Raw genomic sequence first — 12,571 nt, forward strand, 5'->3', positions numbered from 1 at the left:
ATGAAATATTTATACAAACAAACTGGAATTGTAGTGGAGTCTGACGATGTGTTAGACTCCACAATGTTTAAGCCGATTATTGAAGAAAAAACCGAGGATTTGATCGAGGATAGCGAAACAGAAACAGGAGTTGCAGAAGCTGAAAATACAGAAGAACCTGTGGAAGAGCTCGAAGAACCGACAGAAGACTCAGAGATTCCAGATATAGAAGAACCAGTCGAAGCAAAGAAAGAGGCATCAGCTAAGAACACCAGAAAGAGAACGCAAATAGCGAAAAAGTAGGTGATACAATGATATACGCATCAATCGAGGATATTTGGAGGCGAAAAGGAACAGATATTTCGGATACAGATTATGTAACGGCACTCTTAGAGGATGCAGCGATCATCATTGATGCATATAACCGCAATGCTACAGACGAGGCAAAGAAATTAGTGTCGTGCAACATGGTTATTCGGACGCTCGGAAGCAGAGAAGAAGGTGTACCTATTGGAACGACACAGACAACTACGACAGCAATGGTATATTCGCAGACTTGGACAAATGCAAATGGAAGCGGCGAATTGTATCTGACTAAATTGGATAAGAAAATCCTTGGTGTCGGGAATCGAATTGGCTATTTTAATCCATATTCGGATTTGATGCAGGAGGAAGAGGCTGATGATTAAAGGAATACCGGTGAAGCTCTACGAACGGACCGCAAGTGGGACAGATACATTCGGACATCCGATATATACAGAGACACCTGTGACCGTGGAAGACGTGTTGGTTGCTCCGGCGTCGACAACAGAAGTGCTGGATATGCTTAATATTACTGGAAAAAAAGCAGTCTACAATATCGCAATTCCAAAAGGAGATACGCACGACTGGCAAGACTGCAGAGTGGATTTTTTTGGCACATCATGGCGGGTAATTGGATTCCCACAGCAAGGAATTGAAGAAAATATTCCAGGAAGATGGAATCAGAGATGGATGGTGGAGCGTTATGGTTAAAACGAAAGTTGAGTTAAATCGATCCGGTGTAAGAGAGTTGATGAAATCTGCAGAGATGCAGGCAATTTTACTGGAACAGGCAAATCAAATATCATCCGATGCAGAAAAAGAGTCGTATGTTGCGCAAACAAGAGCGGTTGTAAAAATAAATGGAGATGATGGAAACAACAGCTTGTTGAAAGCGATGGGTAGAAAAAATGATCGAAGAAAAGGTTAGAAAATATCTGGAAGCCATGCTTGATATTCCGGTAAGGATGGAAGAAGAGCCGGGACTTCCAGAGGAATATATTCTAATTGAAAAGACTGGATCCGGTGAAGAAAATCATATTGCATCAGCAACTCTTGCAATCCAGTCTTATTCAGGATCCCTTTATGGGGCGGCATCACTCAATGAAAGAGTGAAAGAAGCAATGGAAAAAATTGTTGAAATGGATGATATCAGTAAGTGCCAGCTTAACAGCGACTACAACTATACGGATACAACAAGGAAGAAATATCGGTATCAGGCTGTATATGATATGGTTCATTTCTGATGAAGGAGGATAAAAATGTCAGATGCTAAAAATGTAAGTACAGGCAAGCCGAAAGTAGGCGGCGCGATTTTTAGAGCACCGCTCGGAACAACATTGCCAACAGATGCAACCACAGCATTAGATGCAGCATTTAAGTCACTTGGATATTGTTCGGAGGATGGACTCACTAATTCTAATAGTCCGGAAACTGACAACAAAAATGCTTGGGGCGGCGACACAGTATTGAATATGCAGACCAGTAAGAAAGATAATTTTAAGTTTACGATGATCGAAGCCTTGAATGTAGAGGTCCTGAAGAGCGTTTACGGAGATGATAATGTTACCGGAACACTTGAGGAAGGGATTACGGTAAAAGTAAATGCAGATGAAGCGGAACAGAATGCGTGGGCTGTGGATATGATTCTGAAAGACGCAGTGAAGCGTATCGTTATTCCGTGTGCAAGCATTACGGAAGTCGGAGACATTGTATATAAGGACGATGATGCGATTGGATACGAGACAACGTTATCGGCAGTACCGGATGCGGACGGACAGACACATTACGAATATATTAAGGGGAATAAGAAATAATGAAGGGAAAAACAAGCAGTGGTTTTGAGTATGAGTTAGATGAAGCGGCGTTGGATGATTATGAACTTCTGGAAGATCTATGTGAAATGGATGAAGGAAATGTGGCGAAAATGAGTAGCATGCTGAATCGTCTGATTGGTACAGAACAGAAGGAGCGCTTAAAAGAACATTTGCGGACAGAAAATGGAAGGGTTCCAATGTCGAAAATGATGATCGAAATAGAGGAAATTTTCAAAAATGCAAAAGCAGGAAAAAACTCTTAATCCTCGCTCACATGCTTAATTTTGACAAGGATGCACTTTTGTGCGACCTTGCAGAAACATATCATATTTATGACTATAAGTCGTTACCGTGCAGAATGGTAGCGACTTTTTCTTGTGGGTTGAGGGAAAATTCAAGAATCAAAATGAAAATGGCAGGGATAGATCCTATACCGGAACAAATTCTTATGGCAGCTATTGCGGATGGAACACGGATGACTGCATGGCTACAGTCAAAAGACGGAACCACGGGAGAAAACAGACCTAAGTCCTTACTCGGAATGCTAATTGGCGATGATTCAGAACCAGATAAGGATATTCGTACATTTGCTTCTGGAGAAGAATTTGACCGAGAATGGAAGAGATTAACAGGAGAGGAGGGATAAGATGGCAACGGAACTTGCAAAGGCATATGTGCAGATCATACCTTCCGCACAAGGCATCAGTGGAAAAATTCAACAGGCGATAGAACCAGAGGCAGAAGTGGCCGGAACCTCTTTTGGCGGAAAACTTGTCAATACAATCAAGAATGTGATTGCGACTGCAGCTATCGGTAAAGCACTTGCATCGACAATCAATGAGGGTGCGGCGATCGAACAGAGCATGGGCGGAATTGAAACGTTGTTTAAGGAATCTGCGGAAAAGATGCATCAAAATGCTATCAACGCATATAAAACAGCGGGATTATCTGCAAATGCCTATATGGAGCAGTCGACATCATTTGCAGCATCTCTGTTAAGCTCGCTTGGAAATGATACGTCAAAAGCCGCTGATATAGCTGATATGGCAATGACGGACATGTCAGACAATGCAAACAAAATGGGAACCAACATGGAAGACGTCACGAATGCGTATCAGGGATTCGCAAAGCAGAATTATACGATGTTGGACAACCTAAAGCTCGGCTATGGCGGAACAAAAGGGGAGATGCAAAGGCTCCTTGATAAAGCGCAGGAACTCAGTGGAGTAGAATACAACATCGATAATCTGGCAGATGTCTATAGTGCGATTCATGTAATTCAAGGAGAACTCGGTATTACCGGAACAACGGCTGTGGAAGCGGAAGGAACAATATCCGGTTCATTTAATATGATGAAAGCATCTGCGACTAATTTCTTAGCGTCTTTAACTGGTGTGAAAGACGGAAGCGGAAATGCGATTCTTTCCGTACAAGATTCCATGAACGATCTTGTGAATTCTGCGGTTTCTTTTGCATCAAATGTCATTCCGGCGATAGGTAGTGTGATGACATCACTACCGAAAGTCATAGTGCAGGCGATACAAACCTATGGCCCGCAAGCAATAGTGGAAGTGCAAGGAATGCTGACAAATTTGTTAACATACATACCAAGTATGCTGACGAGTTTTACAACGGTTGGCGTTGAGTTACTTAATCAAATATCGAGCGGACTTGCATCTGGAATACCGATGCTTTGTGCGCAGTTTCTTCCAATGCTTGTGACGATTTCAGAAAATTTGAGAGCAAACGCCGGACAATTGATAGATGCCGGACTTAACCTGATTGAAAATCTGGCTCAGGGAATAGCGAATTCTCTACCGACTTTAATCGCAACCGTACCGCAGATCATCACCAATATTGCCGGAATCATCAATGATAACATGCCGAAAATCCTTTCGATAGGGATAGAAATCCTCATAACACTGACAAAAGGAATTATAAATGCAATTCCGACATTGATCGCAAATCTTCCGAAGATATTTACGGCAGCAGAAAGCGTATTGAGTGCGATGAACTGGCTTGGAGTTGGAAAGAATCTTATGAATCTCCTTGTTAACGGAGTAAAAGCACTAGTACATTTGCCTGGACAAATCCTTAAAGGAGCGTTTAACACGGCTAAGCAAATGATCACGACAGGCTTTTCGTGGGGAAGCGTTGGGCACAATATCATACACGGAATTGCGAACGGACTAAGTGCAGCTGGACATATGTTGTGGGACACTGTAAAAGGAATTCTCGGAAGCTTTAAGGACAATGTGCTCAGTTTTTTTGGAATTCATTCTCCGGCACGTTGGGGTGTATTTGTTGGAAAAATGATCGATGCAGGACTTGCGAATGGTTTGATCGACAACACATCACTCGTATCGAAGGCAGCAGATGAATTACAAAGGTCGCTTAAAAACCCATTCAAGGCAAGTGCGGACCTTATTACCGGAAGCACGGTTGCGAACAGCGAAAAAGATAATATTTTGTCGGCAAAACTGGAACAGCTGCTTGAATACTTAAAGCAGAAATCCAGAGGAAGTGACAAGATTGTGATCAACATGAATGACAGAGAAGTAGCAAGAGCTTTGAGAGAAATGGGGGTTGTGTTTGAATGATCGAGATTAAATATGTATGTTCCAATGGAGAAGAATACAATCTGATCGGAGACAAAATGAGAGCAACCTCCGGATATTTCCATGCTTATGAGTGGAAACCCAATACAACAGAAAGAGAAATGGGTGTAACGGTGAATGCTTTTGCAAAAGAACCGGTGACGTATGATATTACTCTTACCGTGAGAGGCAAAGAAAAAGAAAGAAAGCAGATCCTTAATAGGCTTACGAATGCTTTTGAATACGATGTGGTCAATCTGACTCCAGGAAGAATTTACTATGGCGAATACTACATTGATGGATATGTAAAAAAATCAAGCAATGAAGTATCGAGTGAAAATAATAGTCGTACAGATTGCAAGATAGAAATATACTGCCCGTATCCATTCTGGTCGATGGAGCAACAGGAAAGCTTTTATCCTGATTCTGCAAATAAAGGAAAGCCATATACATTCTTAGACTATCCGATAACGTATAATTATGATTATTCAAGAAAGAGTGCCGGAACGCAGAACTGGATTATCGATCATTTCCGAGATAATAACTTTGAAATGGTAATATATGGTCCATGCACTGATCCAAGAATACTGATAAACGGTTATCCTTATCAGATTTATGAGACGTTAGAAGCAGGTGAATATATATTAATCGCCAGCAGAGAGAAGACGATCACAAAGCATCTGAGAAATGGAACTGTGCAAAATATTTTCGCAAAAAGAGCGAAAGACAAAAGCGTATTTGCACTGATTCCGTCTGGCGTACTGACTCTTAACTGGAGTGGTGAATTCGGCTTTGATATTAAGGTATACAAAGAAAGGAGCGTGCCGGAATGGAACTGATCTATACGGATCCGATAGGCAAAGAGCTCGGATATATCTTAAATGCAAATGTAGACATGGAAATCGGAGAAGATGAGAAAAGCTCAATCAATGATTTTGAGATCGAATTTAAGAGATCCGGTTGGAATGGTACGGTTGAGTTCGGAAGTCAGGTGTATGTTCCGGACACAGAGTATGGCGGAATAGTTCGGGAGGTAACTACAAGCACAAAAGCGAATAGTATCACCGTAAAGGGATATACCTGGCGTGGAATGATGACGAAAAAAATAATCAAGCCGGAAGAAGGACAGGATTATGCGATAGCATCCGGAGAAATAAATGAAATCATCAAAGGAAAAGTAGAAGAAGCATTTCCGGGCTTTTTCTACGGAGTTGTTGAAGATACAGGCATTCAGTTGATGAACTATCAGTTTGACCGATATTGTACGTTACATGAAGGTTTAAGGAAGATGCTGCAATCCGTAGGTTACCGCTTGGAAATCAAGTATATTCAAGGCGATAAATACGAAATGGGCTATGTTCAAGTAAGGGCTGTTCCTATCGTAGATTATTCATCAGAATACGAATTTTCAAACGATCAGAACATGAATTTTACGATGGATGACAACAAAAGAGGCGTGAATCACTTAGTATGCCTTGGAAAAGGAGAGTTAAAAGACCGCCTGGTTATCCATTTGTATGTCGACGAAAAGGGAAATGTAGGACAAACGCAGTACTATCGAGGAATTGATGAAATCGAAGAAACTTACGATAGCTCCGGATCAGAATACGATGATCTACTCAAAAATGGAATTGCGAAACTTACAAATTCCAAGAATAAGACGGAATATGACATGACGATGGAGAAAATAGAAGGAAGTATGGATATTGGAGACATCGTTGGTGGCCGAGATTATCTAACCGGTGCCAGCATGAAAAAGCCGATCGGAAGGAAGATATGGACGATTTCAGCTGGCAAAGAAAAAGTAGAGTATAAATTGGAAGGAGAGTCTTAATGGATATAATTACAGGATATACCGGAAGTCCACATGTTACTGCAGAACAGGACAGAGATATCAATATTGGAATTTTTGGAAATGAATCTTATGTGCTGCAAACAGGATCACGGTTGGCTGCGGAAGTATCGTCAAACAATGAGATTAAAGTAAGAGACGGTGTGATCATGCATCAGGGGTGTTCTGCATCGATTAAAAAGAACACATACGATTCTCTCGCTATTACAAATGGATCACAGGGAATGAAAAGGGTAGACCTTATCGTTGCCAGATACAGTAGAGATCCAAGTACAAATGTAGAATCACTTGCCTTGAAAGTAATCCAGGGAACACCAAGCGAAAACAGTCCGACTGTACCAGGGTATACCACTGGAGATATACAGTCAGGAGATCTTGTAGCAGACATGCCACTTTACCAGGTCATCCTCAATGGACTTAATATCACGGAAGTTAAGAAGTTATTTAGTGTGCAGGGATCTATTGCTGAATTAAGTAGCAATTTAACAAAAGCAAATACAAAAATATCTGCTTTGAGCACAGAATTAGCAACTACAAATACCAATTTGAAAACGGCAACTGCCGATTCAGGTTGGAAATATATGACTGCGAATAATCTTTCAGAAAAGCTAAAATTTCGCAAAATAGGTCACGTGGTATTTGTTGCCGGATCGATAAGATTTTCAGATAATGGAAAATTTGCAAACGATCAATATCTAGGAAATGTCCCGTCAGGAATGACACCAAATGGTTATAACACATACGAGTGTCTTATCCCGATAGCTATGCATAATGGTGGATCTGCTGGAACACAAGCACGTATATACATAAAAAATGGTGGAGTATATATCAGCGGTACAGATAGTGCCTCATTCGTAATGATTGCAGCAACGGCTTATTTTAGCTAACTGGTATAAAAATAGCTCTTGTCGCAAAAAGAGTCCATGTACCTCCATTTTTGTACGAAGTAATATGAAGCTTATCGCCTTTGCTACATTTTCCTGCAAAAGTAGAAACTAATTTGTAATAGTTTCCGTTATTTCCCATATTTACATTGTTTAATGCACAAGAGATTTCCTGTTTATAGCTTTCACTGCTGATATTGGAGGAAACTGTAACGATAAAGGCATATGTAATGCCAGCTTTCAAAAAGCTATTGGTATCCCAATTTACTGTTCCTTGCGCAGTTGAATCAATGATTATTGGTTTTCTGTTTTCTAAAACAGTGTTAGTTTTGGCTAAATTCGCATTCGTGGTTGTTATTTTGGAATTTATATTTACTAATTTGCTACTTAATTCAGTACGCCAGTTGATATACTGAAAGCAAAAAGGAGCAATGTATGGAAGCGAAAATAATGGATGTATTGCGAAGAATGCAACCGGTTTTAGATGAAATGCAACTACGTGAGCTGAAAGAAGTGTTACAGATGACATTTACCGGATGCAGAGTAATCCAGGAAACGGACCTGCAGGTTGTAGACAGGAGCTGGGAAGTGGATCTGGAAGAGTTTCTGATGAGTAAAGCACTGGAAGGAAAAGCATCAAAGACAGTGAAGCAATATCGGTATGAACTGGTTCGGTTACTGACCTATATCAATAAGCCGGTGAAGAACATAGATTCAGGAGATATCTCTGGATTCATGCGGGCTTATAAAATGATCCGCAAGGTAGCAAACCAGACACTAAAGAACGTCCGGGCGGTGTATAGTAGCTTTTTCGGATGGCTGCGAGATCGTGACCGGATTCGGAGAAATCCGATGGTGCTGGTGGAATCTATCAAGGTAGAAAAGAAGATCCGGAAACCATATACTGATGAAGAACGGGAGCGGATGCTGCGTAAATGCAGCAGTCTTCGGGATAAAGCGTTACTAGAATTCCTATATAGCACAGCAGTCAGAGTATCGGAGCTTTCAGAGATTAACAGGGAAGATATCCGGTATGCGAATAAAGAGCTGATTGTATATGGAAAAGGAGCGAAAGAAAGGACGGTGTATATCAATGAACGAACCAACATGTACCTGAAAGAATATCTGGAAAGCAGAAAAGACAATGATCCGGCGCTATTTGTCGGAAGCAAGAAACCGAATAGCCGGCTGACGAAAACAGGAATTGAGGATATCATCCGGCGGATTGGAGAGAAGGCGGGCGTAGAAAATGCGCATCCGCATCGATTCCGGAGGACGGCTCTGACAAATGCATTGAACCGCGGAATGCCTCTGCAGGAGGCTATGATATTTGCGGGACACGCAAAGTCAGAGACAACCATGCGATATTGTACAGTGAATCAGGAAGGCGTACGGTATCATCACTTTAAATATTTAAGCGCATAAGTAAATAAACTTATTTATTTACACTCGGCATTGGTCGGGTGTTTTTGTTATGCGCTTTTATATATGTAACTTTATCAACCAGTCAAAGGAGGGATTCTGAACTAAGTAGCAAATTATCAACGGCTAATGCCTCTTTAAACGCTCTAAATAGTGTTAGTACTGTTGGTATAACGCTGAATACTACAAATGTTAAGTCTGGAGATTCGTGGGTAGAATGCAATAAGATCGGAAAAATTGTAATGGTAACAGGGTATGTTAAGATAACAAAAGCAGTAAACTCATGGACTGGATTAAATATCGCCAGAAAGCTACCTATTCCAGTTTACAATAAAGCGTTTTATACTTTTGCAGCAGCTCAAGATAACGCATTTTCAAGCTGCTTTTTTAATATTGGAAGCGCCGGTGACTTAGAACTTTTGGTAAGACATCAAAAAGCAACAGCAGGTGATACTTTTGTTTTTCAATTTTGTTATATTTGCAAATAATAAAGTTACTTAATCCGAATGGCTTGAAGCTCAATAGCATTTACATTTCTATTATGGCTACTCCAAAAAGCCACCCCGTAAGTTCCGGCAGCAACCGTTTCAACGCATACACTTTTTAAAATCGGATAAAATCCATTTCCAAAATTGATAAGATGAGAAGTTTGTGTTCTTGTCGAGCTAATACCAGATATGCCAATAGTAAACACGTCATAACTTTGCCCTTTTGCACAAGGAGCGGCTTTTGCCACAAAAATATACACGCCGGCAGGAAGTGTAAGCTTAACTGGTGTGTTGTCCCAATTGTTTTCTTTTGAGTATGAGTAATTATCTTTCACTCCGCTGTAGTATGTTTTTCCGATTATATTTTTAAAAGACGTTAAATTGTCGTTTACAGACTTTAAATTGCTATTTAATTCAGAATCCCTCTAAAAAGAAGAAAGGGGCAAACAGAAAAATGAAAATCACATTCAATGATGGTCAGGAACTGCAGATCCAGCAGGTCACTGAGCAGACGGATGGCGCACTTCTGATCAAGACCATTTCAGCATCCGAGGATCAACTGAAGACTTTATTCTCTGATCAGACAACAACTAAGAGAATGTCTGTGAGCGAACGGGATGCAGATACCGTTGTGTATGAAAATTACACGAAGCTCGATGCAATCGTGAAGTACACGGCCGGCATTCTTGGTGCGTTAATGTATCGGGAAGGAGAAGATCCGGACAGCCGGATAGCAGCTCTGGAGGCACGACTTAAAAAAGCGGAGGAGAAAAATGAAATGCTCGAGGGATGCATTCTGGAAATGTCTGAAACGGTATATCAGTAAAACGATAATTGTATTAACCATTTTATTTTTATTCATATTATTACAAATTTCAGGAGGAAAAGAAATGATGGCAATGTTATGGGCACAGCAGATTATGTTAGGAAAGAAAACTTATTCACAGGTACCGAGACTTTTAAAGGACAAGGTAAAAGAGGTCCTGATTGATTCCGGAGCAGAAGATCTGGTAACAGAAGACAAGCAGTAGAGGTGAAGCGTAGATGGCAGTAAAAACAGCTCAATATATATTTAATGGTCAGGCATACAATCTGACCTATAATTCGACCTCCGGGAAATGGGAAGCTACGGTTACAGCTCCAAGTAAGTCGAGTTACAATCAGTCGGATCATGTTCTTGGCGGAACTGTAAAAGCTACGGACATTGCTGGTAATACAACAACCGTGGATCAGAGCCATGCAACCCTTGGAGCTTCGCTGAAGGTTCGTGTAAAAGAAAAAGTGGCTCCAGTGATTTCTATTACAGCACCATCTTTAGGAGCTTATATCACAAGTACAACTCCATCCATCGAATTTACGGTCACAGATGCGGATTCCGGAGTGGCATCCATTGCAGTAACGCTTGATGGAACAGCGATTTCTTCAATTACCAAGACTGTAGTTACGGGTGGATATAAATGCACATGCAAGCCGGCATACGCACTCAAAGATGGAAGTCATACGATTTCTATTACGGCGACAGACAATGACGGCAATACATCCGCTGCGAAAACATCCACGTTCATGGTTGATACTGTACCGCCAACCTTATCCATTACCGCACCAGCAGAAGGTCTTGTAACCAATAAGACAACGGTTACGGTAACAGGTAAGACAGATGATGCAACATCCAAACCGGTTACAGTCACGGTAAATGGCGCTGTGGCTACGGTAGGAACAGATGGATCATTCAGCAAGGATGTATCTTTATCCAATGGCGCGAACAAGATTACGATTATCGCTACAGACAAGGCAGGAAAGACTACCACTGTAGTAAGAAACGTAACCTTAGACACGGCAGCGCCGGTGATCAAGTCCATCTCGATTACACCGAATCCGGTAGATTGCGGAAAGACATTTATTATTTCTGTTGAAATTACAGATTAGGCGGTGAGCCTATGATTGTAAAAGTAAGCGGAAAAGTAGATGGACAGGATGTAATCTTTGAACGTTCAGAGGGGAACCAGTGGAACATCACGGTTCCCTATGATCTGGACGGAATGTATGTGATTGAGGTGACAGCGGAAAATGACGCAGGCAATGTCGCGTACTGTACGAAGATGCTTCTGATCGTGGATCCGGCAACCTTATGTGTAAAATTAGTTCCATTGGATTACATGGTAGAAGTAGTTCCGGAAGAGTATGAGACACATATAATTCCGGAAGATTATCTGGTGGAAGTAATGGAAGAGCAGTACCAAGTTGCAACTCTTCCTGATTTGTTTTACGTAGAAGTAGTTTATCCGATACACGGAAAGGGGTGTTGTTGTGAACAAAATTAGATTTATCCTGGGCGAAGACAAGCACGTTAAGCTATTGGTGCGAAGTCCTAACGATGAGCCATTTACGATTCTGACAGCATCTTATGAGCTGGCACGTTACACAGACATCGTGGTGCAGGGAGAGTGTGATATCAATGGTCATTATCTTGACTGCAAGATCGCTCCGAAAGAAAAAGGAACACATATATTGGAAGTAACGTACACGGTTGCGGATTCGATCAGGAAGGCAAGGATAGAAGTAGAGGTGGTTTAATGCTTAAAATTACAGATGTGAAATTAAGTAAAAATACGGTTGCGACCGGGGAAAAATTTACGATTTCTGTACAGATCCAGGAAACGGTTGATTATCCGTATGACTATCCATACGATTATCCGATATCTTATACCGGAACAGCAAAGCCGGTAAATTCATAAAGAAAGAATGAGGTATATGAAAGTGGAACAGGCAAATTATATCAAAGCAATTTTTACGGCAGTATTTGCTTTCCTGTCGGCGCTTCTTGGAGTGCTTGCAGTGCCGGTGATCCTGCTGGTGGCATGTAATCTGATTGATTATGCTACCGGACTTATGGCAAGCAAATACAGAGCACAGGATATCAATTCCTATAAAAGCATCAGAGGAATCTTCAAAAAGGTATCCATGTGGCTATTGGTTGTTGTAGGAGCAATAATTGACGAAATGCTTCTATATGCATCCGCCTCAATCGGCTGGAAGTCACCGGTTACATTTCTGGTGGCGTGTGTCGTGGCAATGTGGCTGATCTGCAATGAGATTATCAGTATTTTAGAAAATATTCAGGACATGGGAGTGAATATCCCGGCATTTATGCAGCCGCTTGTGAAACACATCCGATCGCAGGTGGAAGATCAGGTGAAAGTAGATAATGATTCAGAGGGCGAATAGTCGCCCT

22 protein-coding genes are annotated in these 12,571 nt (G+C 41.3%); 21 read left to right on the forward strand and 1 reads right to left on the reverse strand.

What is annotated here, in order from left to right:
• The 14 genes from PGU50_RS08300 (at nucleotide 1) to PGU50_RS08365 (ending at nucleotide 9,339) form a co-directional block, all read left to right on the forward strand.
• The gene (locus tag PGU50_RS08300; RefSeq protein ID WP_270246669.1) at nucleotides 1–282 is read left to right on the forward strand and encodes a hypothetical protein; all 282 of its coding nucleotides are present in this window, start codon (nucleotides 1–3) and stop codon (nucleotides 280–282) included.
• 8 nt (nucleotides 283–290) lie between these two features.
• On the forward strand, nucleotides 291–668 hold the full coding sequence (locus PGU50_RS08305) for a Gp19/Gp15/Gp42 family protein (RefSeq protein WP_270246670.1): 378 nt from the start codon (nucleotides 291–293) through the stop codon (nucleotides 666–668).
• Nucleotides 661–993, forward strand: a complete 333-nt coding sequence (locus PGU50_RS08310) for a hypothetical protein (RefSeq protein WP_055296988.1) — start codon at nucleotides 661–663, stop codon at nucleotides 991–993. The genes PGU50_RS08305 and PGU50_RS08310 overlap by 8 nt, the downstream gene beginning before the upstream one ends.
• Nucleotides 986–1,210, forward strand: coding sequence for a hypothetical protein (locus PGU50_RS08315; RefSeq protein WP_270246671.1), 225 nt, complete (start codon nucleotides 986–988; stop codon nucleotides 1,208–1,210). Before PGU50_RS08310 ends, PGU50_RS08315 begins: the two co-directional genes overlap by 8 nt.
• Complete coding sequence (locus PGU50_RS08320) at nucleotides 1,191–1,526, forward strand: hypothetical protein (RefSeq protein ID WP_270246672.1); 336 nt, start codon at nucleotides 1,191–1,193, stop codon at nucleotides 1,524–1,526. Before PGU50_RS08315 ends, PGU50_RS08320 begins: the two co-directional genes overlap by 20 nt.
• A 15-nt stretch (nucleotides 1,527–1,541) precedes the next feature.
• Nucleotides 1,542–2,096: a phage tail tube protein gene (locus tag PGU50_RS08325; RefSeq protein WP_270246673.1), complete on the forward strand. Its 555-nt coding sequence runs from the start codon at nucleotides 1,542–1,544 to the stop codon at nucleotides 2,094–2,096.
• The gene (locus tag PGU50_RS08330) at nucleotides 2,096–2,359 is read left to right on the forward strand and encodes a hypothetical protein (protein WP_270246674.1); all 264 of its coding nucleotides are present in this window, start codon (nucleotides 2,096–2,098) and stop codon (nucleotides 2,357–2,359) included. Before PGU50_RS08325 ends, PGU50_RS08330 begins: the two co-directional genes overlap by 1 nt.
• A gap of 185 nt (nucleotides 2,360–2,544) precedes the next feature.
• Entirely contained in the window at nucleotides 2,545–2,742 is a 198-nt protein-coding gene (locus PGU50_RS08335) for a DUF5361 domain-containing protein (protein WP_270246675.1), read from the forward strand.
• A 1-nt stretch (nucleotide 2,743) separates the two neighbouring features.
• Entirely contained in the window at nucleotides 2,744–4,696 is a 1,953-nt protein-coding gene (locus tag PGU50_RS08340; RefSeq protein WP_270246676.1) for a phage tail protein, read from the forward strand.
• The gene (locus PGU50_RS08345; protein WP_270246677.1) at nucleotides 4,693–5,532 is read left to right on the forward strand and encodes a hypothetical protein; all 840 of its coding nucleotides are present in this window, start codon (nucleotides 4,693–4,695) and stop codon (nucleotides 5,530–5,532) included. The genes PGU50_RS08340 and PGU50_RS08345 overlap by 4 nt, the downstream gene beginning before the upstream one ends.
• The gene (locus tag PGU50_RS08350) at nucleotides 5,523–6,527 is read left to right on the forward strand and encodes a Gp37-like protein (RefSeq protein ID WP_270246678.1); all 1,005 of its coding nucleotides are present in this window, start codon (nucleotides 5,523–5,525) and stop codon (nucleotides 6,525–6,527) included. The genes PGU50_RS08345 and PGU50_RS08350 overlap by 10 nt, the downstream gene beginning before the upstream one ends.
• Nucleotides 6,527–7,432, forward strand: coding sequence for a hypothetical protein (locus tag PGU50_RS08355; protein ID WP_270246679.1), 906 nt, complete (start codon nucleotides 6,527–6,529; stop codon nucleotides 7,430–7,432). Before PGU50_RS08350 ends, PGU50_RS08355 begins: the two co-directional genes overlap by 1 nt.
• A 432-nt stretch (nucleotides 7,433–7,864) precedes the next feature.
• On the forward strand, nucleotides 7,865–8,854 hold the full coding sequence (locus PGU50_RS08360) for a tyrosine-type recombinase/integrase (RefSeq protein ID WP_118199360.1): 990 nt from the start codon (nucleotides 7,865–7,867) through the stop codon (nucleotides 8,852–8,854).
• 239 nt (nucleotides 8,855–9,093) lie between these two features.
• A complete protein-coding gene (locus PGU50_RS08365) occupies nucleotides 9,094–9,339 on the forward strand; it encodes a hypothetical protein (RefSeq protein ID WP_270246680.1) in 246 nt (81 codons plus the stop codon).
• 5 nt (nucleotides 9,340–9,344) lie between these two features.
• On the opposite strand, the gene PGU50_RS08370 is transcribed toward PGU50_RS08365, so the two are convergent.
• On the reverse strand, nucleotides 9,345–9,674 hold the full coding sequence (locus PGU50_RS08370; RefSeq protein WP_270246681.1) for a hypothetical protein: 330 nt from the start codon (nucleotides 9,672–9,674) through the stop codon (nucleotides 9,345–9,347).
• A gap of 119 nt (nucleotides 9,675–9,793) precedes the next feature.
• On the opposite strand from PGU50_RS08370, the gene PGU50_RS08375 reads away from it, so the two are divergent.
• The 7 genes from PGU50_RS08375 to PGU50_RS08405 all read left to right on the forward strand — a co-directional run bounded on the left by PGU50_RS08375 (nucleotide 9,794) and on the right by PGU50_RS08405 (nucleotide 12,564).
• Complete coding sequence (locus PGU50_RS08375) at nucleotides 9,794–10,165, forward strand: hypothetical protein (protein WP_270246683.1); 372 nt, start codon at nucleotides 9,794–9,796, stop codon at nucleotides 10,163–10,165.
• Between the two features lie 64 nt (nucleotides 10,166–10,229).
• On the forward strand, nucleotides 10,230–10,370 hold the full coding sequence (locus PGU50_RS08380) for a CD1375 family protein (RefSeq protein WP_172676495.1): 141 nt from the start codon (nucleotides 10,230–10,232) through the stop codon (nucleotides 10,368–10,370).
• A 13-nt stretch (nucleotides 10,371–10,383) separates the two neighbouring features.
• Nucleotides 10,384–11,265 (forward strand): Ig-like domain-containing protein, encoded by an 882-nt coding sequence (locus tag PGU50_RS08385; RefSeq protein ID WP_270246684.1) that lies wholly within the window; start codon nucleotides 10,384–10,386, stop codon nucleotides 11,263–11,265.
• An 11-nt stretch (nucleotides 11,266–11,276) separates the two neighbouring features.
• Complete coding sequence (locus PGU50_RS08390; protein ID WP_270246685.1) at nucleotides 11,277–11,660, forward strand: PF13754 domain-containing protein; 384 nt, start codon at nucleotides 11,277–11,279, stop codon at nucleotides 11,658–11,660.
• Nucleotides 11,647–11,913, forward strand: a complete 267-nt coding sequence (locus tag PGU50_RS08395; protein ID WP_173684920.1) for a hypothetical protein — start codon at nucleotides 11,647–11,649, stop codon at nucleotides 11,911–11,913. The genes PGU50_RS08390 and PGU50_RS08395 overlap by 14 nt, the downstream gene beginning before the upstream one ends.
• The gene (locus PGU50_RS08400; protein WP_172676494.1) at nucleotides 11,913–12,074 is read left to right on the forward strand and encodes a hypothetical protein; all 162 of its coding nucleotides are present in this window, start codon (nucleotides 11,913–11,915) and stop codon (nucleotides 12,072–12,074) included. Before PGU50_RS08395 ends, PGU50_RS08400 begins: the two co-directional genes overlap by 1 nt.
• Before the next feature lie 16 nt (nucleotides 12,075–12,090).
• Nucleotides 12,091–12,564 carry a phage holin family protein gene (locus tag PGU50_RS08405; protein ID WP_118199353.1) on the forward strand — a complete coding sequence of 158 codons (474 nt, stop codon included), beginning with the start codon at nucleotides 12,091–12,093 and terminating at the stop codon, nucleotides 12,562–12,564.
• Nucleotides 12,565–12,571: the final 7 nt, after the last annotated feature.

Source organism: Coprococcus sp. AM11-30B (assembly GCF_027674365.1).
GTDB lineage: Bacteria > Bacillota > Clostridia > Lachnospirales > Lachnospiraceae > Allocoprococcus > Allocoprococcus comes.